The organism is Bradyrhizobium sp. GW821-FHT13H05 (genome assembly GCF_058804065.1).
Genome location: NZ_JBXAPO010000001.1, coordinates 514,665 through 540,333, shown reverse-complemented (window position 1 = coordinate 540,333; position 25,669 = coordinate 514,665). Strand labels below are relative to the sequence as shown.

At 64.6% G+C, this 25,669-nt stretch carries 26 protein-coding genes; 12 read left to right on the top strand and 14 right to left on the bottom strand.

Annotation, left to right across the window (positions count from 1 at the left end):
• Window positions 1-173: 173 nt before the first annotated feature.
• The gene (locus tag AC1RR3_RS02565) at window positions 174-1,052 is read right to left on the bottom strand and encodes a formylglycine-generating enzyme family protein (protein WP_492819023.1); all 879 of its coding nucleotides are present in this window, start codon (window positions 1,050-1,052) and stop codon (window positions 174-176) included.
• Window positions 1,053-1,104: 52 nt separating this feature from the next.
• Window positions 1,105-2,199 carry a copper-containing nitrite reductase gene (gene nirK, locus AC1RR3_RS02560; RefSeq protein WP_492819021.1) on the bottom strand — a complete coding sequence of 365 codons (1,095 nt, stop codon included), beginning with the start codon at window positions 2,197-2,199 and terminating at the stop codon, window positions 1,105-1,107.
• A 239-nt stretch (window positions 2,200-2,438) separates the two neighbouring features.
• Here nirK and hemN point away from each other — a divergent pair, with 239 nt between their 5' ends.
• Both hemN and AC1RR3_RS02550 read left to right on the top strand, forming a co-directional pair.
• Entirely contained in the window at window positions 2,439-3,791 is a 1,353-nt protein-coding gene (gene hemN / locus AC1RR3_RS02555) for an oxygen-independent coproporphyrinogen III oxidase (RefSeq protein ID WP_492819019.1), read from the top strand.
• Between the two features lie 250 nt (window positions 3,792-4,041).
• Window positions 4,042-4,239, top strand: coding sequence for a DUF1858 domain-containing protein (locus AC1RR3_RS02550; RefSeq protein WP_492819017.1), 198 nt, complete (start codon window positions 4,042-4,044; stop codon window positions 4,237-4,239).
• Window positions 4,240-4,371: 132 nt separating this feature from the next.
• On the opposite strand, the gene AC1RR3_RS02545 is transcribed toward AC1RR3_RS02550, so the two are convergent.
• The gene (locus tag AC1RR3_RS02545) at window positions 4,372-5,082 is read right to left on the bottom strand and encodes a Crp/Fnr family transcriptional regulator (RefSeq protein ID WP_492819015.1); all 711 of its coding nucleotides are present in this window, start codon (window positions 5,080-5,082) and stop codon (window positions 4,372-4,374) included.
• Window positions 5,083-5,211: 129 nt separating this feature from the next.
• Here AC1RR3_RS02545 and AC1RR3_RS02540 point away from each other — a divergent pair, with 129 nt between their 5' ends.
• Together AC1RR3_RS02540 and AC1RR3_RS02535 are read left to right on the top strand one after the other, a co-directional pair.
• Window positions 5,212-6,423, top strand: a complete 1,212-nt coding sequence (locus AC1RR3_RS02540) for an NnrS family protein (protein WP_492819013.1) — start codon at window positions 5,212-5,214, stop codon at window positions 6,421-6,423.
• A gap of 104 nt (window positions 6,424-6,527) precedes the next feature.
• Window positions 6,528-6,845, top strand: a complete 318-nt coding sequence (locus tag AC1RR3_RS02535; protein ID WP_492819011.1) for an antibiotic biosynthesis monooxygenase family protein — start codon at window positions 6,528-6,530, stop codon at window positions 6,843-6,845.
• Between the two features lie 12 nt (window positions 6,846-6,857).
• Here AC1RR3_RS02535 and AC1RR3_RS02530 read toward each other — a convergent pair whose 3' ends face one another.
• Complete coding sequence (locus AC1RR3_RS02530) at window positions 6,858-7,895, bottom strand: AraC family transcriptional regulator (protein ID WP_492819009.1); 1,038 nt, start codon at window positions 7,893-7,895, stop codon at window positions 6,858-6,860.
• 201 nt (window positions 7,896-8,096) lie between these two features.
• Between AC1RR3_RS02530 and AC1RR3_RS02525 the strand changes: the two genes are divergently transcribed.
• Together AC1RR3_RS02525 and AC1RR3_RS02520 are read left to right on the top strand one after the other, a co-directional pair.
• Window positions 8,097-8,717, top strand: coding sequence for a response regulator transcription factor (locus AC1RR3_RS02525; RefSeq protein WP_492819007.1), 621 nt, complete (start codon window positions 8,097-8,099; stop codon window positions 8,715-8,717).
• A gap of 171 nt (window positions 8,718-8,888) precedes the next feature.
• On the top strand, window positions 8,889-10,568 hold the full coding sequence (locus tag AC1RR3_RS02520) for a mucoidy inhibitor MuiA family protein (RefSeq protein ID WP_492819005.1): 1,680 nt from the start codon (window positions 8,889-8,891) through the stop codon (window positions 10,566-10,568).
• A 144-nt stretch (window positions 10,569-10,712) separates the two neighbouring features.
• Here AC1RR3_RS02520 and AC1RR3_RS02515 read toward each other — a convergent pair whose 3' ends face one another.
• The 4 genes from AC1RR3_RS02515 to hemP are packed head-to-tail and all read right to left on the bottom strand — an operon-like array spanning window position 10,713 to window position 13,686.
• A complete protein-coding gene (locus AC1RR3_RS02515) occupies window positions 10,713-11,516 on the bottom strand; it encodes a heme ABC transporter ATP-binding protein (protein ID WP_492819003.1) in 804 nt (267 codons plus the stop codon).
• Entirely contained in the window at window positions 11,513-12,607 is a 1,095-nt protein-coding gene (locus AC1RR3_RS02510) for a FecCD family ABC transporter permease (RefSeq protein ID WP_492819001.1), read from the bottom strand. The genes AC1RR3_RS02515 and AC1RR3_RS02510 overlap by 4 nt, the downstream gene beginning before the upstream one ends.
• On the bottom strand, window positions 12,604-13,554 hold the full coding sequence (locus AC1RR3_RS02505; protein WP_492818999.1) for a heme/hemin ABC transporter substrate-binding protein: 951 nt from the start codon (window positions 13,552-13,554) through the stop codon (window positions 12,604-12,606). The genes AC1RR3_RS02510 and AC1RR3_RS02505 overlap by 4 nt, the downstream gene beginning before the upstream one ends.
• 6 nt (window positions 13,555-13,560) lie before the next feature.
• Window positions 13,561-13,686 (bottom strand): hemin uptake protein HemP, encoded by a 126-nt coding sequence (gene hemP, locus AC1RR3_RS02500; RefSeq protein WP_092186888.1) that lies wholly within the window; start codon window positions 13,684-13,686, stop codon window positions 13,561-13,563.
• 343 nt (window positions 13,687-14,029) lie between these two features.
• Here hemP and AC1RR3_RS02495 point away from each other — a divergent pair, with 343 nt between their 5' ends.
• From AC1RR3_RS02495 to AC1RR3_RS02470, 6 genes are all read left to right on the top strand, one after another.
• Complete coding sequence (locus AC1RR3_RS02495; protein ID WP_492818996.1) at window positions 14,030-16,375, top strand: TonB-dependent hemoglobin/transferrin/lactoferrin family receptor; 2,346 nt, start codon at window positions 14,030-14,032, stop codon at window positions 16,373-16,375.
• A gap of 102 nt (window positions 16,376-16,477) precedes the next feature.
• Window positions 16,478-16,810, top strand: coding sequence for a heme-degrading protein HmuQ (hmuQ, locus tag AC1RR3_RS02490; protein ID WP_045002782.1), 333 nt, complete (start codon window positions 16,478-16,480; stop codon window positions 16,808-16,810).
• 27 nt (window positions 16,811-16,837) lie between these two features.
• Window positions 16,838-17,353: a heme utilization cystosolic carrier protein HutX gene (gene hutX / locus AC1RR3_RS02485; protein WP_492818994.1), complete on the top strand. Its 516-nt coding sequence runs from the start codon at window positions 16,838-16,840 to the stop codon at window positions 17,351-17,353.
• 27 nt (window positions 17,354-17,380) lie between these two features.
• Window positions 17,381-18,157, top strand: coding sequence for a tonB-system energizer ExbB (gene exbB, locus AC1RR3_RS02480; RefSeq protein WP_492818992.1), 777 nt, complete (start codon window positions 17,381-17,383; stop codon window positions 18,155-18,157).
• Between the two features lie 3 nt (window positions 18,158-18,160).
• Complete coding sequence (gene exbD / locus AC1RR3_RS02475; protein WP_492818990.1) at window positions 18,161-18,607, top strand: TonB system transport protein ExbD; 447 nt, start codon at window positions 18,161-18,163, stop codon at window positions 18,605-18,607.
• A complete protein-coding gene (locus AC1RR3_RS02470; protein WP_492818988.1) occupies window positions 18,607-19,437 on the top strand; it encodes an energy transducer TonB family protein in 831 nt (276 codons plus the stop codon). The genes exbD and AC1RR3_RS02470 overlap by 1 nt, the downstream gene beginning before the upstream one ends.
• 196 nt (window positions 19,438-19,633) lie before the next feature.
• Here the strand turns inward: AC1RR3_RS02470 and AC1RR3_RS02465 are convergent, their stop codons facing one another.
• The 6 genes from AC1RR3_RS02465 to AC1RR3_RS02440 all read right to left on the bottom strand — a co-directional run bounded on the left by AC1RR3_RS02465 (window position 19,634) and on the right by AC1RR3_RS02440 (window position 25,563).
• Window positions 19,634-20,989 carry an esterase-like activity of phytase family protein gene (locus tag AC1RR3_RS02465; RefSeq protein WP_492818986.1) on the bottom strand — a complete coding sequence of 452 codons (1,356 nt, stop codon included), beginning with the start codon at window positions 20,987-20,989 and terminating at the stop codon, window positions 19,634-19,636.
• Window positions 20,990-21,072: 83 nt separating this feature from the next.
• Window positions 21,073-21,531, bottom strand: coding sequence for a DUF6130 family protein (locus AC1RR3_RS02460; protein ID WP_492818984.1), 459 nt, complete (start codon window positions 21,529-21,531; stop codon window positions 21,073-21,075).
• Window positions 21,532-21,550: 19 nt separating this feature from the next.
• The gene (locus tag AC1RR3_RS02455) at window positions 21,551-22,552 is read right to left on the bottom strand and encodes an alpha/beta fold hydrolase (RefSeq protein WP_492818982.1); all 1,002 of its coding nucleotides are present in this window, start codon (window positions 22,550-22,552) and stop codon (window positions 21,551-21,553) included.
• Window positions 22,553-22,606: 54 nt separating this feature from the next.
• The gene (locus AC1RR3_RS02450; protein ID WP_492818980.1) at window positions 22,607-23,578 is read right to left on the bottom strand and encodes an MBL fold metallo-hydrolase; all 972 of its coding nucleotides are present in this window, start codon (window positions 23,576-23,578) and stop codon (window positions 22,607-22,609) included.
• A 133-nt stretch (window positions 23,579-23,711) separates the two neighbouring features.
• Window positions 23,712-24,614 (bottom strand): carbohydrate ABC transporter permease, encoded by a 903-nt coding sequence (locus AC1RR3_RS02445; RefSeq protein ID WP_492818978.1) that lies wholly within the window; start codon window positions 24,612-24,614, stop codon window positions 23,712-23,714.
• Window positions 24,607-25,563: a carbohydrate ABC transporter permease gene (locus AC1RR3_RS02440; RefSeq protein ID WP_492818976.1), complete on the bottom strand. Its 957-nt coding sequence runs from the start codon at window positions 25,561-25,563 to the stop codon at window positions 24,607-24,609. The genes AC1RR3_RS02445 and AC1RR3_RS02440 overlap by 8 nt, the downstream gene beginning before the upstream one ends.
• Window positions 25,564-25,669: the final 106 nt, after the last annotated feature.

Genomic DNA, 25,669 nt, shown 5'->3' with positions numbered 1-25,669 from the left:
TTCGTTTTGCACCGGCGTTGGCTTTGCCGGTGGGAGCTTTTGGGAGCGCCGATATATCCACATCGTCATTGCGAGCGCAGCGAAGCAATCCAGAGTCTTTCCGCGGAGGGATTCTGGATTGCTTCGCTGCGCTCGCAATGATGGAGTGTGAGGCTACGCCGTCGGCTGAGCCACTACGACCTCGCCGTCCACATTTTGCCCCAACGTGCCGACACGCTCGCCACCCATGACGGCTCCTCGCGCACCAGGCGGAAGCCGAGATTGGCGGGCGGTGTGCCTTGGGCGCAGCCGCCGGCGCGGGCGTCGCGAATGAAATCGGTGACATAGGCGCGGTGCGCGCCTTCGGCGACGCGGACGCCGCAGTTCACGGTCGGTTTGCCGGCGTTGCCGGCCTCGTCGGTGCGCGAGCGCACGAAGCAGGTCGAGGTCCATTCCCAGACATTCCCGGCGATATCTTCGATGCCGTGCTCGTTCAGACCGAACTTGCCGAATGGATAGGCCGTGGTGTCGGAGAGGTCGCGTTCGGATTCGCGCTCATAGCGGCTGAGCCAGCGTCTTGAGGGATCGTCTGCGTCCACCGCCGCGCCATCATCCTTGAATCTGGAGCCTGCCGCAAAGGCCCATTCCGCATCGCTCGGCAGGCGCCACGTCTTGCCGGTCTTGTGCGACAGCCATCCCGCATAGGCCTGCGCATCGTGCCAGTTCACCTGCACAGCGGGGCGATCGGTGGCAATCGCGACGCCACGATCGAGCGCGTGGCAGGCGCCGTCCTGCACACAAAGCTGATAGTCCGATGAGGAGACCTGCTCGCGCATGATGTGCAGCGGCTTCGTGAAACGCATCGCGCGCAGCGGCGCTTCCGCCTGCTGCCCGCCACGCGTGAAATCGCCGGCCTCGCGATAGGAGAAATTGCCCGGCGCGACTCTGACGATCGCAGGCTCCGCGGCCGTGCCGCGCACGGCCACGTCCGAGACCAGCGGGACGACAGCGATCGGCCCTGCGAGCCCGGCGGCGCAGGCGAGTAGCAGCTTCAGTTTGAATGCGATCAGCATGGTCGTCCCCGAAAGTAAGAAGGGGCCGGTGATGGCCGGCCCCTTGTCGCGTCTAGTTGGTGGTGGCCGGGATGTCCGCAGGTGCCTTCACCTGGGTCATCAGATCGTCGTTCCACTTGCCTTCGACCTTGAAGTGCGCGGTGGCGCCGAGATCGGCGGCCTCGATCAGATTGTGCGTGACATAGGCGTAGATGCCGGGTTGCAGGAACTTGTACATTGCAGCTCCCGCCGAGCCGCCGCGGATGAACCAGGTCTCGAGCCCGGTCTCCGGTGCGTTGGAGAATTTGCCGGTCTCCCAGACATAGTCGCCATGGCCGCCGATCAGATGCGGACGGCTGTCGCGGTTGGCCTGCGAATGCACGATCAGCACGTTCTCGCCGACATTGGCGGTCAGCGCGTTCTTGCCGGTGAGTGCGCCGACCTTGCCGTTGAACACGACATGGGAGGGGATCAGCTTCTTCATCACCTCTTCAGTGTCGGTGAAGGCTTCGCCCGGCGAGTCGTAGGACTTGAAATTGCCCTTCTCGTCACGCGGCACATACATGTCCTGCTCGCCGATATAGTAGACCTTGTCGTATTTCAGCGCGTGGCCCTTGCCGTCGTTGAGGCCGTCGCGCGGCAGCACCATCACGGCACCGTTCATGCCGGAGACGACGTGCCAGGGAATCATCGGGCCCCCCGGCGCGCAGTGATAGACGAACACGCCGGTCCTGGTCGCCTTCCAGCGCAGCACGACCTGCTCGCCGGGATTGATCAGCGTCAGCGCACCGCCGCCGAGCGCACCGGTCGCGGAATGGAAGTCGATATTGTGCGGCATGGTGTTGGTCGCGGGATTGACCAGCGTCGTCTCGACGTAGTCGCCCTCATGCACCACCATCAGAGGTCCCGGCATCGAGCCGTTGAAGGTCATGGCCTGGAAGGTGGTGCCCTTCTCGTCGATGACGACCTTCTTCTCCTCGATCGTGAGCTTGAATTCGATGATCTTGGGGCCCTGCCTGGTTGCCTGCTCGTGCGCGTGCACGAAGGGCGGAGCGACCAGCTCCACTTTTTGGCGCGGCAGTTTGAGATCCTCGGCGGCGAAAGCGGGTGTCGCCAGCATCAGGGCGGTCGCGGCGGCGCTGATCAATGCGGCTCTGCGGGTGAACATCGGAAGCATCCTTCATCTGAAAGGGTTTTGATGACGGATGCAGTGTGCGCCGATCGCGGCAAGCGTGTTTGTGCTGCGACAAGCTTCTGCCGGATTCGCCTCCGGTAAAATCTTCAGGAAGGTCGAGATCCGACCCCGGCGCCCGGACTTTGAGCGAGCGCAAGGTCGGCGCCCCGAAAGCGGGTAAGTTGAAGATGATCCGGCACTCGCCGCGATCGGGATTTACGAATGGGTAAGATATGAGGCTTGATCTCGCAGCGAGCTATGGCGAGGAACGTCTGCCGCGGTATACGAGCTATCCCACCGCACCGCATTTTTCGCCTTCGGTCGGTGCTGACACTTATGCAAAATGGTTGTCCGAGCTTCCCTCCGGGGCCAGCGCGTCGCTCTATCTGCACGTGCCGTTCTGCCGCGAGATGTGCTGGTATTGCGGTTGCCATACCCAGATCGTCCGGCGCGACGATCTGATCGCGGCCTATCAGCGGACGCTGCACAGCGAGATCGCGCATGTCGCCGAGACCATCGGACGGCGCATCAAGGTCGAGCACATTCATTTCGGCGGCGGTACGCCGACGATCATGGGGCCGGAGGCTTTTGCCGAGTTGATGGCGGCGATGCGCCAAGCATTCTTCGTGCTGCCTTCGGCCGAGATCGCGGTCGAGATCGATCCCCGCACGCTGACATCGGACATGGTCGAGGCCATGCGGCTCTCCGGCGTCAATCGCGCGAGCCTGGGCGTGCAGAGTTTCGATCCCGTCGTACAGCGCGCAATCAATCGTGTGCAGAGCTTCGAGCAGACGGCTGATGTCGTCGAGATGCTCAGGCACGCCGGCATCAAGGGAATCAATTTCGACCTGATCTACGGGCTGCCGCACCAGACCGTCGCCTCGTGCCTGGACACCGTGCGGCGCAGCCTCACGCTCGCGCCCGACCGTTTCTCGGTGTTCGGCTATGCTCACGTGCCTGACTTCAAGAAACACCAGCGCATGATCAGCCAGGGCATTCTGCCGGACGGCCTCTCGCGTCACGACCAGGCCTGCGCGATCGCCAATGCGCTGAAGGAGGCGGGCTACGTCCAGATCGGGCTCGATCATTTCGCGCGACCCGGCGATGCCATGGCCGTCGCCTTCGAGGAGGGGACGCTGCGGCGCAATTTCCAGGGCTATACCACCGACAAGGGCGAAGTCCTGCTCGGCTTCGGTGCCAGCGCCATCGGACATCTGCCGCAGGGATATGTCCAGAACGAGGTGCAGATCGGCGCCTATGCGCAGAGCATTGCCAATGGCCACCTTGCCACCGCGAAGGGCTATGGGCTCACCGATGACGACCGGCTGCGTGCCGACATCATCGAGCGCATCATGTGCGAGTTCAGCGCCGATCTCGGCGACATCTGTGCGCGCCATGGCGCACGGCCCGAGGCGATGCTGAGTTCGGCGTCGCGTCTGAAGCCGCTGATCTCGGACGGCGTCGTGAGGCTGGACGGCGACCGGATCGCGGTTGCGAACGACTCGCGCTTCCTCGTCCGCAGCGTCGCCGCCGCGTTCGACGCACATCTGGATCCGGGAAAGCAGTTGCATAGCCGGGCGGTGTGAGGTCACCTCGCCCCGCTTGCGGGGAGAGGTCGGAATTCAAGCTAGCTTGAATTCCGGGTGAGGGGGACTCTCCGCGAGTCCAACTCTCACCGTGAATGCGGAGGTAGCCCCTCACCCCAACCTTCTCAGCGCGAGCGAAGCTCGTCGCGTCCCCGTAAGAACGGGGAGAGGGAGAAGAAGTAGCCAGCTTGTGCTCCAACAAAGAAACTCAGCCTCGTTCCACTATCGTCGCTTCGGAACGGAGTTGTCCATGCCCTTTCGATCCGACGATCTGGTCGATGACATCATGCGTACGGCGCCGCACACGATCCGCGTGTTTCTCGCTTTCAGGATGGTCTGCGTCGGCTGTCCGATCGCGACCTTCCACACGGTGGAGGACGCCTGCCGCGAGCACAGCCTCGATCGCGATAAATTCCTCGCCGCGCTCAGCGACTGCGTGCCGGCGTGAAACGGTCTGGAATTCGCGCGGGTGGCGCGCGGATTCCCGGGTGAGGGCGGGCTTGCGCCGTAAGCGGAAGCGGCTCTCACCCCTGCTTTCCTTCTTCACCTCTCCCCGTAAGAACGGAGAGAGGGAGAAGAGCTAAGCCGCGCCGCTGTCCGGGTTGCGCTCCGCCAGCACGACGATCCCATGCGGATTGCGCAGGATGATGCGCTGACGGCCGCTCTCGACGAGGCCCTGGCCTTCCCAGTTGCTCAGGATGCGGCTCACGGTGTGCAGCGTGGTGCCGGTCATCTGCGCGATGTCCTGGCGGCTGATCGGGAAGTCGATCTCGATGCCACGGTCGAGCTTCTTGCCGGACTGTTTTGCGAGTCGCAGCAGCGCATGCGCGACGCGCTGCTCGACCTGCTGGGTCGACATTTCAAGGATGCGGGTGTGGCTCTCCTGAAGCCGCGCGCCGACGGTCTGGAGCGTGTTGGCGGCAATTGCTGGAAACCGCTCGACCAGCCGCGGCCAGGCGGAGGTCGGCCAGATCAGCGCGACGCTGTCGTCGACCGCCATCGCGGTTGCCGGGTAGTGCGCGGCGCCGATCGCCATCGCGAGCCCGAAGGTTTCGCCGGGTGCAACATAGCGCACCACAATCTGCTCGCCGGTCGGCGTGGTCTTGGCTGCGCGGACATGGCCGTGCAGCAGCAGGAAGAAGGATTGTGCGTCCGCGCCCTGCTCGAAAATGGCGGTGTTCCTGGGGTAGCGCGCTGAGCGGGCCTCACGCAGGATCTCCTCGAGGTCATCAGGCTTGACGCCTTCGAACAGCGGCAAGTGCGCAACCAGCGATGTGTCGACCTTGGCCATTCCGCCTCCTTGGCGCTCGGGAGTGTGATGGCACCTGCAATCGTCCGGATGTTTGCGATAGCGCAAAACCGGCCAGTCGCGGCGGCAGTATTTTTCCAGGCAACGGACTGAATTGACAGGAGTTGCCCCATGGCTGGCGCCCGATCCCGCAACTTTGAGGGCTGGCCGCTGTTTGCGAACAGCTTTCGGCCCTTCTTCCTGCTCGCCGCCATCCAGGCCGGGCTGTCGATCCTGGTCTGGCTGCCGATGTTCTATGGCGAGCTGTCGGTGACATCGGCCTTCGCGCCGCGCGACTGGCACGTCCATGAGATGCTCTATGGCTTCCTGCCGGCCGTCATCACCGGGTTCCTGTTCACGGCGTTTCCGAACTGGACCGGGCGGCTGCCGATCCAGGGGACGTCGCTGGGCGCGCTGCTGGTGGTCTGGCTCGCCGGGCGTGCCGCGGTGACCTTGTCCGCCGAGCTTGGCTGGACGTTTGCACTTGTGGTCGACGCCGCCTTCCTGACTCTGGTCGTCGCCGCCGCGGCGCGCGAAATCATCGCGGGCGGTAATTGGCGCAATCTGCCCGTGGTGGCGCTCGTGCTCGTGCTGCTCGCCGGTAACGTCGGCTTCCATCTCGAAGCGCATTATGCAGGCGCGGCCGATGTCAGCATCCCCGTCGGCATCGGCGTGGTCGTGCTCATGATCTCGCTGATCGGCGGCCGCATCATCCCGAGCTTCACCCGCAACTGGCTGGTCAAGTGCAATCCCGGCCGCCTGCCGGTGCCGTTTGGCCGCTTCGACGGTGCGGTGGTCGGATCGAGCGCGCTGGCGCTGATCGCGTGGATCGTGGCGCCGTTGAACACGATCACCGCCGCAATGATGGCGCTGGTCGGCGCGCTGCATCTGGTCCGGTTCGCACGCTGGGCCGGCGACCGCACCTCGCGCGAACGGCTGCTGCTGGTCCTGCACGTCGGCTATGTCTTCGTGCCGCTGGGCTTCCTCCTGCATGCCATGGCCGGGTTCGGCGTGTTACCGCCGAGTGCGGGCATTCATGCCTGGATGGCGGGCGCTGCCGGAACCATGACGCTTGCGGTGATGACGCGCGCGAGCCTTGGTCACACCGGACAGGCGCTGACGGCTTCACCGGCGACGCAGGCCATCTATGTCGCGATTGTCGTCGCGGCGTTGGCGCGGGTCGCTGCCGTGGCGTGGCCTGTGCATAGCGATGCACTGCTGCACATCGCGGCCTGCGGCTGGGTCCTGGCCTTCCTCGGCTTTGCGATTGCGTTCGGCCCGCTGCTCGCCGGCAGCAACCGGCGCGCACTTGCCATCATGGGCGTGCCGGCTCCGGCACGCTAAAAGTTCTTGCTGGCGTAACAAGCGCCGTTGTCGATCCGAAACTATCATTCGAGGCGCGCCTGCTGTTGGCCGGCGTGGAAACGCGTTTGAGGAATGGATCGAAAATGATCGGCGAAGTCGTTGTGATTGGCGGCCTGAATCTGCGGGATGGCGTCTCGCTCGAGGAATATGGCCGACTGGGCGAGCGCATGTACAATATTGTGAGCGGGCTTCCGGGCTTTCTGTCGGTCAAGTCGTTCAAGGCCGACGACGGTGAGGAACTGACCGTGTTCCGCTTTGCGTCTGAGGCGGCACTCGAAGCCTGGCGCACGCATCCGGAGCATATCGAGGCGATGAAACGGGGGCATGCCGAATTCTATGCCAGCGGCCTATTGCAGATTTGCAAGGTCATCCGCGAAGTCGGCCCCTTCGAGCATGCATGATTTGAGTGTGAGCTAGGCCGCAGTCGCCGACGGCACCGCGTCCGGCTTTGCCAACGGCCGCACGCCCTTGCGCCATTGCGTGATGGTGCAGCCGAAGCGGCCGCGGAACCAGCGGGCCATCGCGCTTTGCGCGGAGAAGCCGAGCTGCGCGGCGATATCGGCCAGCGGCCGGTCGGGATCGTCGATCAACTGGATCACGAGATCGGCGCGTTGCGCGTCGAGGATGGCCGAGAAGCTGGTGCCGGCTTCGGACAGATGGCGGTGGATGGTGCGGCGGGTGCAGGCGAGGTGTTCGGCCACCCGCTCGACGGTGCAGTCGCCCGTGGCCAGCAAGGCCCGCACGACCTCGTCGACCTTCCCCTCCCAGCTCGCCGGCCGGGTCTCGATCGCCTCGATCCGCTTGCGCAGATAGTTCGCGATCAGCGGATGCGCGCTCGGGATCCGGCGCTCCATGTCATGCGCTGACAGCATGATCGCATCGTCCTCTGCGTTGAACGTCACGCGGCAACCGTAGAATTCGCGGTAGCGCTTGCGATCGTGCGGCGGCGGATAATGCAGATGCACTTCCAGTGGCCGCCAATCGCTGCCGAACAGCGACTGGATGATGCGGTGGACGCTGCCGAGCGCCATGTCGATCGATTGCCGTGGCGCGCTCGGCTGACGGCCGCGCAGATGCAGCGCGATGGCCACGGTCTGCTTGTCCCTGATGACGTCGAGCCGCATGCCGTCATGATGGATATGGATGAAGCGGGAGAACGCTTCGATTGCCTCGCCAACCGTGGCTTGTTCGCGCACGATCAGGCCGACCGCGCCGAAATTGGTCAGGCCGCCGCGCTCGGCCAGGCGCAAGCCGAAATCTTCGGCACCCGAGCTCTCTGCCGAGAGTTCGAGCAGGCGGCGCAGGCCTGTGACGGCAATGGGGGTATCCGGCTTGTCGAGGCAGGCCAGCGGCAGCCTGACCTTGCGCATCATCTGTTTGGGGTCGAGCCCGACCGACCGGGCGACCTCCGGGTAATAGCTCAAGCCTGCGCTGCGAATGAGGTCGGTCATGCCAACCGTTCCTGCCAGCCATTCCCGCAGATGTCCCCAAATGTAAAGTTTCTGTCCCGATCCGTCAAATCCGGGAACGGGGTGGAACATACATAAGTGAAACCGAAGCACTGGCGCGAATGCCGTGCGCACGACGGCGGGGCGCGATGGGGCCCCCGGCCGTCTCGGACCATTTGACCAAGACATTATTGGAACGGGATTATGCCGGGAAACATGCTTTCCAAGGGTGAGGTATTCGTCATCGACACTGACGCGGCCTCCCGCGAACAACTCTCCAACGCGCTCCAGCACAGCGCCTATGACGTGATCTGCTTCGCCGACGGCGCGTCACTGCTGTCGGAGGCCAAGGCGCGGATGCCGGCCTGCGTGCTGCTGGAGATGCCGCCGGATCGCTCCGGCCTCGACGTGCTCAAGCGATTGCGCGAGGAAAATTGCATGGCGCCGGTGCTGGTGACCTCGGCGAACGGCAGCATCGCCATGGCGGTCGACGCAATCAAGAGCGGCGCGACCGACTTCATCGAGAAGCCGTTTCGCACCCACGACATCGTCGGCCGGATCGATGCCGCCATCGACGAGTTCGGCCAGCCCGGTTCGAGCCGGCAGCGCTGGCTGCCCGGTTGCGAACCCCTGACGGGACGCGAAGGCGACGTGCTCGAGCATCTTGCCGCCGGCCTCACCAACAAGGAAATCGCCCGGCGCATGCATCTGAGCGCGCGCACGGTCGAGGGCTATCGCGCCAGCATCCTGAGGAAGGCCGGCGCCAAGAATGTGACAGATCTGCTTCGCCGCATCTTCGGGCAGGGTTCGCCCGCTCAGGCTTAAAGGCTTCGCCGCGGGACGACCACACGTTCCGCGGCCATGGTGCCGCCGCGGCGGCGCCCCACGGAAACCCCAATCGAACCAGTTCCTTGCCTGCCGCGTCCAATCATGTTGGCGAGGCATTTGATCGCGCGTCCGGCTGGCGGCGCCGCGATATCGGCAGGAGGGACTTTGATGCGCATCACCGCAAAATGTTTGGCAACGACGAGCCTGGTCCTGGTGACCACGGCATTCGCACTGCCGTCATGGGCCGCCGATGTGGACGCCACATCGGCCATCGATACCGTCACCGTTTATCCGGATGGCGCGACCGTTACCCGCGTCATTTCGGTGGACCTGCCGTCCGGTGACTCGACGCTGATCGCCAAGGACTTCCCGCTTGGTCTCGACACCTCCTCGATCCGGGTGGAAGGTGAGGGCGGAGCCAAGCTCACCATCGGCACGATCGACGCGCGGACGCCGCGTGCGGCGCCGGTCAATCTGCCCGAGCTGGACAAGCGCATCGAGGCGCTGAACGATCAGCGCGCCGACCTGCAAGGCGCGATCGACTCGGCCAATGCGCGGCGCAAATTTGCGGAGCACTTTGCGGAGGCGTCCCCTGCGGGCATCGGCGACAAGGGCGAGGCGCGGCCGATCGCCGAATGGCGCACGGCTTTTGCCGCGGTGGGCGAGGAAATTGCGAGCGCCGATACCGCCGTTCGCGACGCCACGCGCAAGATGCGCGAGATCGATCGGCAGATCGCCCAGCTTGACGTCGAGCGCAAGGCCAAGCCGCCGAGCAAGCTCGAAGTCCGCATGGACATCGCCGCGCCGGCCGCCACCAAGGCGATGTTGCGGGTCACTTACAATGTGCGCAACGCACGCTGGCTGCCGCTCTACGACGCCCGGCTGGATACCGGCGCGAAGGATCGCAAGCCGCAGCTCGAGCTGGTCCGCCGCGCCGAGGTTACGCAATCGACTGGTGAGGACTGGTCGAATGTTACGCTCGGTGTCTCGACGGTCCGTATCAGTCGCGGTGGCAGCGCGCCGGAGCTGAATTCATTGGTGGCGCAATATCCGCAAGTGCCGAAGCCGCGGGCGCTGGGGTCACTCTCCGACTCGGCGTTGCCTGCGCCAGCTCAGATGCAGCGAAAGGTGGAAGCTCCAGCCTACGCTAGCCGATCCAGGGAAGATCTTGCGGAACGCGCCGAAGAGCAGCAGGCGGTCGCCGAAATCGGCGATTTCCAGGCCACCTTCAAAATTCCCGGCCGCGTCAGCCTCGGCGCCGCCGAAGGCGCCAAGGCCTTGCGCATTGCTGCGATGACCGTGCCTGCCGACCTTGCGGTTCGCGCCGCGCCTGTGATGGATCCCACCGCCTTCCTCGAAGCCAGCTTCAAGCAGACCGACGACACGACGCTGCTGCCGGGCAAGGTCGCGATCTATCGCGACGGCGTCTTCGTCGGTCGCGGCAAGCTTTCGGCCTCGGCCAAGGACGACATCGTGCGGCTCGGCTTCGGCGCCGACGACAAGGTTAGAATCGAGCGCTCTGTGCTCAAGCGCAACGAAGGTTCGGCCGGCCTGCTGGTCACGACGTCGAAGACCGACGAACGTTCGTTCAAGACGACGATCCGCAACGGTCACGACTTCCCGATCAAGGTCGCAATCGAGGATCAGCTGCCGGTCAGCGAGAACGAGGACATCGTCGTCGAGATGCTGCCGTCGAGCACGCAGCCGACCGCGAGCAACATCCGCGACAGACGCGGCGTGCTGGAATGGTCGTTCGACGCCAAGCCCGGCGAGGTCCGCGACATCAACTTCGCCTGGCGCATCCGCTGGCCGAAGGACAAGAGCATGGTGATCGCGCCGGCGGGGTAGGTTGCTTGCCACGCAGGAAGTGCGCTCCCTCTCCCGCTTGCGGGAGAGGGTTGGGGTGAGGGCTCTCTCCTCTGGGGGAGAGTCTTCGTTGTTGAGATACCCTCTCCCCAGCCCTCCCCCGCAAGCGGGGGAGGGAGCGGACCTTCACTGCGGCGCAGGCGGCGCCGCCCGCATCGACTGCGGCAGCACATACGGCACGCCGTCGGCCTGATGGACCACGGCGTCGATCTCGAAGATGTCGCGGATGATCTCGCGCGTGACGATTTCCGCGCGCGGGCCGTCGGCGGCGAGCTTGCCACCGTTCAGCACGACCAGCCGGTCGGCGAAGCGGATCGCGAGGTTGAGGTCGTGCAGGATCGCGATCACCGCGGTGCCGCCGGCTGCGCGGCGTCGCGCCGCTTCGACCAGGTCGATCTGGTGGCGCAGATCGAGGCTCGAGGTCGGCTCGTCCAGCAGCAGGAGCCCCGGTCCATGCTCGGCCTCGCCGCAGGCGAGCTGCACCAGCACGCGGGCGAAATGGGTGCGCTGCTGCTCGCCGCCGGACAATGTCGGCAATTGCCGCTCGCGGAAATGCGATAGGCCAACCTCGTCGAGCGCAGCGTCGACGAGCGCGCCGGCGTCGCGCGGACTGCGATCGCCCGCGCCCATCAGCACGATCTCCTCGACCGTAAAGGGGAAGGTGACGTTGATGTGCTGGGACAGCATCGCCCGGCGCGCGGCAAGCTCGCGCGGCGTATAGAGGCTGATGTCGCGCTGCTTCAGCCGCACCTCGCCTTTGCTCGGGCGGAGATCGCCGGAGAGCAGCCGCAGCAAGGTCGACTTGCCGGCGCCGTTCGGACCGATGATGGCGACCATCTCGCCGGCTTGAACCGTCAGGCCGACGCCATCAAGCAGCGTCGCGCGACCGGCGCGTCTGCTTAAAGCCCGTGCCTCGATCACGGCGCTCATAGCGATGCGAGCCCGCGTTGCCGCAGCAAAATCCCGAGGAAGACCGGCGCGCCGACGGCCGCGGTCAAGATGCCGATCGGCATCTCCGCGGGCGCCACGACGGTGCGCGCCAGCGTGTCGGCACCGACCATCAGGATGGCGCCGAGCAGCACGGAAGCCGGCAGGAGCAGCCGGTGTGTCGGGCCGATGACAAGGCGCAGCAGATGCGGCACGACGATCCCGACGAAGCCGATGACGCCGCTGATGGAGACCGCAACCCCGGTCATGGCGGAGACCATCACGATCGAGATCCGCTTGAGACGCTCGACATCGACCCCGCCGTGAAAGGCGTCGGCCTCGCCGAGCACCAGCAGATCGAGGCCGCGGGCAATGTACACGCAGGCGCCAAGCCCGATGACGAGGATCGGCGCGAGCACGGCGGCCTTGGTCCAGGTCGCGCCGCTCATCGAGCCCAGCATCCAGAATGTGATGTCGCGGAGCTGGCGATCATCGGCGATGAACACGAGCAAGCCGATGCCGGCATTGGTGATCGCGGTGATGGCGATGCCGGCGAGCAGGAAGATCGCGATCGAGGTTCGCCCGGCGCGGCTGGAGATGCCATAGAGGATCGCGGTTGTTGCGAGCGAGCCTGCGAAGGCCGCAAGCGGCAGCAGCTCGGTCTGGAGGAAACGCAGCGTCTCGCCGAAGCGCGAATCGGTGAAGACGATCGCGCTTGCGGCCGCCAGCGCGCCGCCGCTGGAGACGCCGACCAGCGCGGGATCGGCGAGCGGATTGCGGAACAGGCCCTGCATGATCGCGCCGGCCGCGGCGAGAAGTCCGCCGACCATCGCTGTCGCCGCAATCCGGGGAATCCGGATCGACCACAGCACGAGCTGGTCGCGTACCGTCATGGCATCGGCGGCGGCGTTGCCTGCGAGGCCAAGCGCGGCGGGCAGGCGAGAGAGGGGAATGCCGGCTGCGCCGACCGTCAGCGCGATGATCGCGGTGACTGCGAGCACAGCGAGGAGCAGCGGAATGGCAATCGACGTAAATCGCCGTGCCGCGCCCACTCGTCGCGGGCTCCGCGCGTCGGTCCCGACCGCCACGCTCATTGCCGGCAGTTCGCCGCCGACAGCGCCGAATTGAATGCGCCGCCATCGGCCAGTGCCGGATAGAGCTTGACGGAGAGATCGCGCGCGGCCGCGGCCGTGCGCGGCCCGAAGCCGAGTAAATAAAGCCCGTCCATCGTAATGAAACTCTTGTTGGCCGCGACGGGCGTCAGCGCAAAACCGGGATGGCTATAGACCGCGCCGGCCTGGAGCGAGTCCTTGCCGCGTTCGATCGACAGCACGACATCGGGCCTGGCCGCGACGATCGCCTCGTCGCCAATGATCTTGTAGCCGTCGTAATCCTCGACCGCGTTGGCGGCGCCGGCGAGCTGGATGATCTCGTCGGCCGCGGTCTTGTGGCCCGCGACCATCGCGCGGCCGTTCTGGAGCGACATCACGAACATTACGCGCACCGGCTTCTTCACCTGGGCGCGCAGCGCGCGGAGTTGCGCAAGATCGGCGCCGACGGCGGTGCTGAGGCACTCGGCGCGCGCATCGACGCCCATGGCGTGCCCGACCAGCCTGATCTTCTCGATCAGGCCATCCTCGGAGAAGGTCTCGGGCACCAGCACCAGCGGCACCTTCGCCGTCTCCAGCAGGTCCATGGTCTCGCGCGGGCCTGATCCCTGGATCGCCAGGATCAGCGTCGGGTTGAGGCCGAGCACGCCCTCGGCCGAGATCTGGCGCATGTAGCCGACATTGGGTTTGTCGTGCAGCGCCGCCGCCGGATAGAGGCTGGTGGTGTCCACGCCGACCAGCCGGCTCTCCAGTCCCAGCGCATAGAGGATTTCGGTGATGGCGCCGCCGATCGAGACCGTGCGGGCAAAGTCGGCAACAGTGACGTCGCGATTGCGCGCGTCGTGCACGGTGATGCCGGCCGCGTGCGCGGTCGACGCAAGCGCGGTCGTGCCGGCGATCAGGAGATGTGCGAGGGTGCGACAAAATGTCATTGCAGGTTACTTCGTCAGGATCAGCTTGTTCTGTGAGGTGAGGCGGAGGCGATAGGCATCCTCGCCATGTGCGATGATGATCTCGCGCTCATGTGCAAACAGCTCGCGGCTGTCGATCCGGCTCCCTCGCACGGTCAAAGTTCTCGTTATTGCAGAAGGGCTTTGTATCGGCCCCGCCGCATTGCCGCTGTCGTCCCCTGATGTCGCTGACATTGTAAGTGTGATGCGCTTTCGAAATTTCAGATGCTGCCTGTTTGTACAGGCGGCATCAGGCGCATTCCAACGGCGGCGATTTACAATTGATATAAACTGCAACCTTGTGACATTGACCGCCCGAGTGTTGCCACGTAACCAATTGTGGCGGTGAAAAGTATGTCCGCGTCTTGAGAAGATTAGCCAGCCAGTCGTCCGCTTTGCGAACGCACGCCAGCCAGAAGACTCCAAAAACTAAAGTGAAGTGCAGGCTGGGGCTGATATGGCTGACGGGGCTAGGTATTCGCGCGCGCTGATTTTGGGCGCGTCGGTGGTTTCAATCGCGGCAGTGATGACGGAGAGCGGTCTTGCGCAGACGGCTGCGCCGCAAGCCGAAAATGCGTCCTCGGATCGGCCGAAGCAGGCCAAGCGCAAGCCGGCGAAGCCGCTGGCCACGCAGCAAGCAACCCCTGCGGCCTTGAATGCCAATGCCCAGGCCGGCGGCACGACGTCCTATCAGGTGCTCGATACCATCACGGCCGCTGCGACCAAGACCAAGGAGCGTGCGATCGACTCGCTCGCGCCGGTCAGCTCGATTTCGCTCGACCAGATCCAGGGGCTTCAGCCGAACCGGCTGTCCGGCATCTTCTATGCGGTGCCCGGCGTGTCGTTCCAGGAGCGCGGCGACGATCCTGCGACGGTCATCAATATCCGCGGCTTGCAGGATTTCGGCCGCGTCGCGGTCGTCGTCGACGGCGCGCGGCAGAACTACCAGCGCACCGGCCACAACGCCAATGGCTCCTTCTTCCTCGATCCCGAATTGATCGGCGGCGTCGACGTCGTGCGCGGTCCGACCGCGAATATCTACGGCTCCGGCGCGATCGGTGGCCTGGTCTCGTTCCGCACCAAGGACATCAATGACGTGCTGCGTCCCGGCGAGCGCTGGGGCGTCGATCTCTCCGGCACCTACGGCTCCAACAACAATCGCGGCCTCGGCTCGGTGTTCGGCGGTGTGCGCGCCACGCCCGATGTCGATATTTTTGGCGGCGCGGTCTACCGCACCCAGGGCAATTACAAGGACGGCAACGGCACCGAGATCGGCAACACCGGCAACCAGGTCGAGAGCGGCCTGCTCAAGCTCACGGTGCGACCGGCTCTCGGGCACGAGGTCAAGCTCGGTGCCGTGTTCCAGGACTATCAATACAACATCGGTCAGATCAATCGCGGTCCGACGACGACCCCGGCGTTGATCGCGCTGAACCGCGGTTCGTCGGTCTACGCGTCCGATGCCAAAAACTACACCGGTACCGTCACCTGGAACTATTCGCTGCCAAGCGACAATCTGTTCGACTCGCACGTATCGGTCTACGGCAACCGCACCCAGAATGACCAGACCAAGACCTACGATTACGGCGCTCCCACGACCTACTGCAATGGCGGTCTCGGAAACAACATTTCGGGCTGCGTCGGTACCAGCCGTGCGTACACGCTGGATACCTATGGCTTCGATGCCAACAACACCACGCGATTCAACGTCGGCGACTGGCGCAATGCCGTCACCTACGGCGCCGATGCGTTCCAGGACGACGTGATCACGACCGACAGCCGCGGCAACTCCAACATCACGACGCCGAGCGGCATCCGCACCGTGTCGGGCGGCTTCATCCAGTTGAAGCAGAACTACAACACCTGGTTCGAGGCGGTGAGTGCGATCCGCTACGACCGCTACAACCTGCAATCAGGCGGCACCAATTCGAGCGGCGATCGCTTCTCGCCCAAGATCACCCTCGGCGTGACGCCGGTCCCGGGCTTCCAGCCTTATGTGAGCTACGCCGAAGGTTACCGTGCGCCGTCGATCACCGAGACGGTGATTTCGGGTGCACATGCGACCGGTGGCGGACCGGCCCTGTTTACCTGTCCCAATGGGACCTCCGGCGTATTTTGCTTCCTGCCCAATCCGAATCTTCGTCCCGAGGTTGGCCGGAACAAGGAAGTCGGCTTCAACTTGAAGTACGACAACATCTTCACTGCGTCCGACTCTTTCCGCGGCAAGATCAACCTGTTCCGCAACGACGTCAGCGACTACATCGACGCCGTCTCGTTCGGGTTCGTGACGTTCCCGGGTTTCGGTTCGTACCCTCAATTCTACCAGTACCAGAACATCACCAAAGCCCGGATCGAGGGCTTCGAGGCGGAGACGATGTACGATGCCGGCACTTGGTTCGTCGGTGTCGCCGGTCACTACATCCAGGGCAAGAACGTCGCGACCAATATCGGGCTCGCAACCATCACGCCACGCAAGGTCGTCACGACCGGTGGTGTCCGCCTGCTCGACCGCTCTCTGATCCTGACGGCGCAGTGGGCCTCGTTCGGTCCCAACAACGATGTGCCCGCAGGCTATTTGCCTGCGACCGGATACGAACTCGTCAATCTGTACCTGACCTACAATGCGACCAAGGACATCGTGTTCTCGGCCTCGATCGACAACCTCCTGAACCAGTATTACCGGCCCTACGCCATTCCCGGCAGCTCTGTGGACGGCACCACGCAGAACGACGTGCTGTGGTCGAGCCCCGGACCGGGCAGGGTCTACAAGGCCGGCATGAAGATCCACTTTGGAGGTGCGTGAGCCGAACAGGGCATCGCAACACCGTCGATCTCCGCCGGGCCGCGCTGATGCTCCAGCGCGGCTTTGGCGCGCTTTCGTTTTTAATCAGAAGGAGAGACTTCCATGTTCATCGCAATGAACCGCTTCCAGGTGAAGAAGGGCGCGGAGACCGCGTTCGAGACCGTCTGGGCGACGCGCGAATCCTATCTCGGCAGCATGCCGGGCTTTGTCGAGTTTCATCTGTTGAAGGGCCCGGAGGCCGAGGACCACACGCTCTATTCCTCGCACACCACCTGGGTCGACAAGGCGGCGTTCGAAGCCTGGACGCGCTCGGACCAGTTTCGCCGCGCCCATGCCCGCGCCGACAACCCGACCGGCGAGAGCCTCTATCTCGGTCATCCCAAGTTCGAGGGCTTCGAGGTGATCCAGAGCGAGCGCAAGGCTGCGGCCGCCTGAGACGGCGGGCTTGATGAGGAGCTGCATATGTTGAGCACCGACCTTGCCGATCTCAAGGCGTATATGGCTGACAATCCCGGCGCGGTGATCGAGGACGTCGCGCGCGAGCGCAAGGTCACCGCGCGCGCGGTGGTCGAGGCACTGCCGCCGTCGATGGTGCGCATGGGAGGCGGCGAGCATTTCGCCGCCGCCATGCAGGACATCGCGGTGTGGGGCGAGGTCACCCTGATCGTCCACACCGATGACGCGATCTTCGAGTTCACAGGCAGCATTCCCGCAGGCGAGATCGGCCGCGGCTATTTCAATCTGATGCAGCCGAAGGGATTGCACGGCCATCTCCGCCACGAGCGCTGCGCAGGCGTTGCTTTCGTCGAGCGTCCGTTCATGGGCAAGAGTTCGGCCTTCATCGCCTTCGTCAATGCCGACGGCGGCATCATGTTCAAGGTCTTCGTCGGCCGCGACGAGACCCGGGCGTTGCGGGCGGATCAGCTCGTGCGGTTCCGGCAACTCGCGGACCGGATCGCGACGCAGGGCGCGGCATAACTTCCTTCTGTCTGTCGGGAGATCAGGATGCAGGGCAATTTTGGGCTTCGGCATGTGATCCTAACCATCGCGGTGGCGCTCGCGCCGGCGCCGGCCTTCGCGATCGACGAGGCGCTGTTGCCGCGCAATTTGTCGCCCTGGGGCATGTTCCTCGGTGCCGACATTGTCGTGAAGACGGTGATGGTGGGGCTCGCCGTCGCCTCGCTGGTGACGTGGACGGTGTGGCTGGCCAAGAGCATCGAGCTGCGCCGCAAGAGCAAGCTCGCCGTCGCGCGCACGCGCGCGCTCGAGGGCAGGATGAAGCTCGCGGAAGCCGCGGAGCGGACCGGCGATGCGCATGATGCGGTGGCACAGCTCATCCAGGCCTGCGCCAGGGAGGCGGAGCTTTCCGGCGGCATCGTCGACGACGGCCTGCAGGAGCGCGTCGCGCTGCGGTTGGAGCGGGTCGAGGCGGCGATGTCCAGGCAGATCGCGCGCGGCACCGGCGTGCTCGCGACCATCGGCGCCACTGCCCCGTTCGTCGGCCTGTTCGGCACGGTCTGGGGCATCATGAACGCCTTCATCGGCATCTCCGAGAGCCACACCACGAGCCTTGCCGTGGTCGCGCCCGGCATCGCGGAGGCGCTGCTCGCCACCGCGCTCGGCCTCGTCGCCGCCATTCCGGCGGTCGTGATTTACAACCATCTGGTCCGCGGCATCGCCAATTACCGCGCGCTGCTCGGCGACGCCTCGGCGCAGCTCATGCTGCTGGTCAGCCGGCAGCGCGACAACAGAGAGTTCCGCCTGGCGCGGGCGGCGGAGTAGGCCATGGCTGCGAAGCTCGGCGCACGCGGGGGATCGCCGCTGAGGCGCGGTGACCCCGGCGATCTCGACGTCGTCAATGAGATCAACGTCACGCCGTTCATCGACGTGATGCTGGTGCTGCTGATCATCTTCATGGTGGCAGCCCCGCTCGCCACGGTCGATATCGGCGTCGAATTGCCGGCGAGCGCGGCCGAGCCGGCGCCGCGGCCGGACAAGCCGACCTTCGTGACGGTGAAGCCGGATCTCACCGTCGCCGTCGGCGAGGACACGATGGCGCGCGACGGCCTCGCCGCAGCCCTTGATGCCGCCACCAAAGGCCGCAAGGACGAGCGCATTTATCTGCGCGCCGACAAGGCGGTGAGCTATGGCGATTTGATGGAGGTGATGAACACCTTGCGCAGCGCCGGCTATCTCAAGGTCGCCCTCGTCGGCCTCGACGGACGCAACTGATGGCCGCAAACGCCTTTGCCCTTCACGAGCCGCTTCGAGAGCGCGAGACCGCGCGCTGGGGCGTATCGGGCGCGGTGATCGTGGCGTTGCACATCGCCGCTGCGCTGCTGGCGATGAGCTGGATCAAGGCGCCGCCGGAGCAGGGCGTCAGCGTGCCGGCGATCATGGTCGACATGTCCCCGGTCAACTCCGCGCCGCAGTCGACGCCGGAAGAGGCCGCGCCGGGGCCGGTGATGCAGGAAGCCGATGCCTCGCCGCCGGAGCCGGTGCAGCAGCAGACGGTCGAGGAGACCATCGCGCCGACACCGCCGCAGGAGAAGCCCGAGGTCGTCGCGCCGCCGGAGCAGAAGCTGGAGCCGCAACCGGCCAAGCCGGAGCCCGCGAAGATCGTGCCGGTCGAAAGGCCCGCGCCGGAGAAGCCGAAGGTGGTTCGCCGCGAAGCCAAGAAGCCGACGGACGCGCCGCCTGCGCCGCGCACCAGCGCGCCGCCGCGGGCCGAGCGCGAGGCGCCAATGGCGTCGGCCCCGAGTGCGGGCGCTGTAGCCTCCGCGGTCGCGTCCTACAATCAACGCGTCCGGGCGCATCTGATGCGCTTTCACTCTTATCCATCCAGCGGTGGCGGTCAGCGCGGTGTCGCAAGGGTGAGCTTCACCGTCAACCGCAGCGGCCAGGTCACATCCAGCCGTCTCGCCGGTTCGTCCGGCGTCGCCGCCTTCGATGCCCTGGCGATGTCGGAGGTCCGTCAGGCCTCGCCATTCCCGCCGATCCCGGACGAGATCAAGAGCGGCGCGATGGGGTTCACGATCCCGGTGGAGTTTACGGTGCGGTGAGGGACCGCCGCCGCGAACTCCTCGTGAGTGCGGGAATGCAGTCCTATCCTCGTCATTGCGAGCGCAGCGAAGCAATCCAGACTGTCTCCGCGGAAAGAGTCCGGATTGCTTCGCTGCGCTCGCAATGACGGTGGGTGAAGCACCGCCGTCGCCTTCAACTCTCTCCCCGCGTGCGGGGAGAGAGAAGAGCGTCGTTTTACTTCGCCTTCAGGAAGTCCGCGACTTCGAGCAGCATGAACTCGTCGTCGTCGGCCTTGTTGGGATCGCGGCTGGACGAGAACGGCAGATTGTTGTCGTTGCCGACGATGATGTGGGTGTCGTCGACGCGGTCGACGTTCTCGATGGTGAAGAACGGGAAGGTGTAGACGCCGTCATTGAGCGGCTTGCGGGCCTTCTTGTCGGGATCCCTGATCTTCAGGAGGTCGATATAGCCGATCTTGCGGACGGGCTTGCCGACATTGGCGTCCGTGAGCTCGATCTTGTAGACGCGCTTGAACTTGGCGACGTCGGGGAAGCAGTTCTCGCCGCGGGTGCCTTGCGGGCAGGCCTTGTCGGGCGTGCCTTCGCCATTGTCGCGCTCGATGATGAGGCCGGCCGTCGGGTCGATCATGTTGAAGTCGCCGATGGCATTGCCGTTCTGCTCGAACACATATTGCCAGTAGCGGCCGGTGAATTTTTCGGCAGCGACGTCGAATTCGAGGATGCGGGAGGCTTCCTTGCCGTCGACCTTCTCCCAATCCTTCTTGTCGGCATCCCACAGCGGCCCCTCGAGCAGGCCGTAGAGGAACTTGCCGTCCTTCGACGAGGCAAAGCCCTCAAAACCCTTGGAGCGGCGGAGGTTGACGTTGGTGTAGGTCGCGCCGGGCGCGCCCGGCGTCGCCACGGCCCAATGATCCGGCGAGCGCACCGGCTTGCCGTCGGCGATGGTCTCGAACACGCCGAGGATCTTGCCGGTCTTGTCGGCCTTCAGGATATAGGGGCCGAACTCGTCGCCGATCCAGAAGGTGTCGCCGATGATCTGGAAGCCTTCGGTGTCGAAGTCGGAGCCGGTGAGGTAACGCTTCTGCGTGTCTTCGTGTACGATGCGGAACGGCACCTTCTTGTCGGGATCGTGCAGGAAGATGGTCTGCTGGCGCTCGATCTTGCCGCTGGCCCAATCCATCTTGTAGTGGTTGAGGTACAGCATCGAATCCGGCGAGTTGGCGCGCGCGCCCATGCCGTTGTCGGTGATCACCCAGTAGCTGCCGTCGGGCATGTGCTTGATGCCGGAATGGCCCTGGAGCGGCTGGCCCTTGAACGGCAGCGACACGCCGGTCGGCCGCTCATAGGATTTGCCCATCACGGTGCCGAGCGCGTCGACGCGCTTTCCGGTGGTGTATTTCCCCGAGGTCTTGAGATCGGCGGGAGCGTCGGCCGGCGCGTCGATGAAAGTCGCGGCCGGCATCACGACGTGGCCGGCGAGCTTGGCGGGGAATTCGCCTTCGCTCTGCGCGAGCGCGGTGCTCGCGGTGAGAATGATTGTTGCGACGGAGGCAAGAAAGGTCGCGCGCATGTGCGTCTCCTGTGAGCGGAGGCCGTCTTATGCGGATTGCATGTTGCAGTTTTGTGAAGCCGGGCCAAAAGCCGCAGTCGCCGCTATTTTTTCGGCGGTGTCGGCGTAGGCGCCGGTATCTCGAATCTGATGGTCTTGCTGTCGATCACGTGGTCCGTGGGATCGGCCAGTTCGAACAGGACCTTGTGCGGCCCCGGGGGCAGTCCGACCACGATCACGGTCTCACCACTGGCATCGACGAAATGCCAGGGCGCGTCGTCGACCGTGATGTGGACGTGGCCGATGCGCGGCGACACGTCGAGCGCGCCCTTGCCGAACACCGGCACGACACGAAGATTCTCCGTGGCGTACTGGATGAAGACCAGCCCGTGCGCCAGTTGTTCGGCCAGCGGCGGATCCACGATCAGGCGGGCGGGCGCCTGATTCTCGATCGCAACCAGTGCAGAGGGCCCGCGCACGTCGCGGGCGCTCTGGGCGATCGACGCTGATGCAAACACGGTAGAGGCCGCCAGAACGGCCATGACGTCGAGGGCGAGACTCATGATCGTTCCTTCGGAGCCATCAGGCAATCTTGCGGGCGAGGAAGTCGCGGATCAGGGGAGTGACCTCGTCGAACCTGTCCTCGAGCAGGAAATGGCCTGAGTTGACCAGATGAAACTCCACCTGCGGCAGGTCGCGCTTGTAGGGATGGGCGCCGTCGGCGGGGAAGATGAAATCGTTCTTGCCCCAGACGATCAGCGTCGGCGGATTGTGCTTGCGGAAGTACGCCTGCACCGCGGGATACAGCGGCAGATTGGCCCGGTAGTCGTAGAGCATGTCCAGCTGGATGTCGCCGTTGCCGGGACGGTCGAGCAGCGCCTGATCGTGAATCCAGTTGTCGGGTGAGATGCGGCTGACGTCGGACATGCCGTCGGTGTACTGGAATTTCGTGATCTCCAGCGTGACCAGCTTCTTCAACGCCTGCCGGCTCGCATCCGCCCCGTCGGCCCAATATGTCTTGATCGGATCCCAGAACTCCTTCAGCCCTTCGTCATAGGCGTTGCCGTTCTGCACGATCAGCCCGGTGATGCGCTCGGGATGTTTGAGCGCCAGTCGCCAGCCGACCGGAGCGCCGTAATCCATGACATACATCGCGTATCGTTTGACGCCGACCTGGTCGAGCAGGCCGTCAATGAGTTCGCCGAAGCGGTCGAAGGTGTAATTGAACGACGCGCGCGGCGGCATGTCGCTCTGACCGTAGCCGGGATAGTCCGGAGCGATCACGTGGTAGCGGTCGGCGAGCGCCGGGATCAGGTTGCGGAACATGTGCGAGGAGGTTGGAAAGCCGTGCAGCAGCAGCACGACCGGTGCGTCCTTCGGCCCGGCTTCGCGGTAGAAGATCTTGATGCCGTCGACGGTCGCGGTTCGATGGTAGGTGACCGGATAGGCGCTGGCGGCATCGCTCTCACTTTGCGGTTTCGCCGACGCCGTCGATGAAACGGCGGCGATTGCCAGTCCGGACAATCCGGCAACGAGGTGACGACGATCGAGGCGGATTGGAGGTGTGACGTTGGTGCTGTTCATGTCGATCTCCTGTCAGGAATTGATGGTTCGCGGACATCAGTGTTCCGCGCTGTTTCAAACGCCCTGGTAGACCAGCCGGGTGAAGAAGCCGGGATCGATGACGAACTGACCCCATATGGCGTCGAAGGCGGCGGTCGGCTTCGCCGCAACGGCTTCGTCCCGCGTTCGTCCCTGCTTCTTGAGCCGGGCGACGTTGTCGCGGCATCCGACGAGCATGTCGCGGAAAGCCTGGAATTCGACTTTGTTGCCGACCGCCTTGCCATGCCCGGCGATGACGATGGTGTCATTGTCCAAGGCCGCGAGACTGGCGTCGCATGCCGCGATCATCCCGTCGATGCTGCCGCCGGTCGAATGGTCGATGAACGGATAGATGCCGTTCCAGAACATATCGGCGACGTGAACGATGTTGGCGTCTGCGAAGGTGACGGTGATGTCGCTGTCGGTGTGCGCGGGTCCGAAATATTTCAGGCCGATCGAGGTTCCGTTGAGCTTGAGCGCGTGGCTACTCGAAAAGACTTCGCTCGGGATTCCGCCCGCGCCGAGCGGAAGGAAATTGTAGTCCCAGTCCTCGACCCGCTGCACTTCGGCAAGATGTTTCCGGGTGTTTTCCTGCGCAATGATTTTGGCGCCGGCTGAATGCAGCCATTCATTGCCGTCGGCGTGGTCGAAATGCCAGTGGGTATTGACGAGGTGGGTGACGGGATCGGCGCCCAGATCGGCCAGCGCCTTGGTGAGCTGGGGACGCGAGACACCGATGCCCGCATCGATAAGCACCTTGCCGTCAGGTCCGGTCAGAACGGCGATGTTGCCTCCGGAGCCTTCGAGCACGCTGATATTGCCGCGCAGCTTGTAGGTCGTGATGGGCGATGTCGCCGCGCTGTCCTTGATCAGGCTGACGATGCCTCGCGCCTCGGCGTAGGCTTGCCTCGGGGTAAGCCACCCCGAAGTGGTGGCGGACGCCGCAGCGCCGACACAACACAGGCAGAAACCGCGCCGGGATAGTGATGGGAGCTTTGGCGAACGCATGCAATTCTCGCTTTCTCGAGCGACAACCGACGGCGCCAATGATCGACCCCGCTGTCAGGATGCAGCGTGAGGCCAATGCAACGAGCAGTCTATCACGATAGCACGATCGACCGCGCTCGCGCGCAGCCGCCGGCTACTCCTTCACCGCGCCGGTGAGCGAGGACACGTAGTAGTCCACGAACAGCGAGTAGAACACCGCGACCGGCAGCGAGCCGAGCAGCGAGCCCGCCATCAGTGCGCCCCACTGATAGACGTCGCCGGTGACGAGCTCGGTCAGGATCGCGACCGGCACGGTCTTGTTGGCGCCGCTCTGGATGAAGGCGAGCGCGTAGATGAACTCGTTCCAGGACAGCGTGAACGAGAAGATGCCGGCCGAGATCAGGCCGGGCACCGCGAGCGGCAATGTAATCCGTCGCAGGATCTGCAGCCGCGTGGCGCCGTCCACCAGCGCGCATTCCTCGAGCTCGTAGGGGATCGACTTGAAATAGCCGATCAGGAGCCAGGTGCAGAACGGCACCAGGAAGGTTGGGTAGACCAGGATCAGGGCGAGCGGCGAGTCGAACAGGCCGAACTGCACCACGACGGTGGCGAGCGGGATGAACAGGATCGACGGTGGCACGAGATAAGCGAGATAGATGCCGAGGCCCACATAAGGGCTGCCGCGAAAGCGCAGGCGTTCGATCGCATAGGCCGCCAGCGTGCTCGCGATCAGCGACAGCGTGGTCGAGCCGATCGCAACCAGCATCGTCGTCCACAGCCAGCGCGGATAGGCGGTGTTGAACAGAAGATGCTTGATGTGCGCCAGCGTCGGCGAGGAGATCCAGAACGGGTTGTGCTCCTTGTAGTTCATCAGCTCGGCGTTCGGCTTGAACGACGTGATCGCCATCCAGTAGAACGGGAACAGCAGGATCAGCACGAAGCAGCCGAGCGGCAGATAGATCATCATCAGCCGCCGCAGCCCGGAATCCCAGGCCATGGTGTCGGGTGCCGCCTTTGCGTCGGCGACGGCAGCCGGTTGCGCGACGGTATCAGTCATTGCTCTCTCCCTGCTGCCATTTGCGGCGCGCCAGGCCGAAATAGGAAAACAGCGTCGCGAACACCAGGAACGGGATCATCGACACCGCGATTGCGGCACCCTCGCCGAGCTCGCCGCCGGCGATGCCGCGCTGGAACGCCAGCGTCGCCAGCAGATGGGTCGAGTTGCCGGGGCCGCCGCGGGTGATGGCGTAGACCAGCTGGAAGTCGGTGAAGGTGAAGATGATCGAGAAGGTCATGACGATGGCGAGGATCGGCATCATCATCGGGAAGGTGATGTAGCGGAAGCGCTGCCAGGCGCTGGCGCCGTCGAGCATCGCGGCCTCGTAGAGCGAGGGCGAGATGGTCTGCAGGCCGGCCAGCAGCGAGATCGCGACGAAGGGGATGCCGCGCCAGATGTTGGCGGCGATCAGCGAGAAGCGCGCCGGCCAGGGCGAGCCGAGGAAGTCGATGTTGCTCGTTCGCCAGTGCAGCACGTCGACCAGCAGATAGGAGATGATCGAGAATTGCGGATCGTAGATCCACCAGAACGCCAGCGCCGAAAGCACCGTCGGCACGATCCAGGGCAACAGGATGATCGCCCGCAGCAGGCTCTTGAACGGAAAATGGTTGTTGAGCAGCAGCGCCAGCCAGAAGCCGAGCGCGAATTTCCCGAAGGTCGCCACGCCCGTGTAGACCACGCTGTAGAACACCGCGTTCCACCACAGGGGGTCGGTGAGCAGATACTGGAAGTTTTCAAGGCCGACATAGACGCCCTTCCGCCCGATCGTGGTGTCGGTGAAGGCGAGCCAGATGCCGAGGCCGAGCGGATAGGTCAGGAACACCGCGAGCAGCCCGAGCGCTGGCGCAAGGCACATCACGATCAGGAACGGCTTGTAGTCGAACAGCCGGACCAGCCAGGATTGCTGCCGGTGTATCAGGGCCGGAGAAGTAAGCGTCGTCACGGACATTGGGTGGTTGTCCTGTCTGTGAAAGTCACCACACCCGTCATTGCGAGGAGCCCTTGCGACGAAGCAATCCAGACTGCAACTGCGGAGACAGACTGGATTGCTTCGC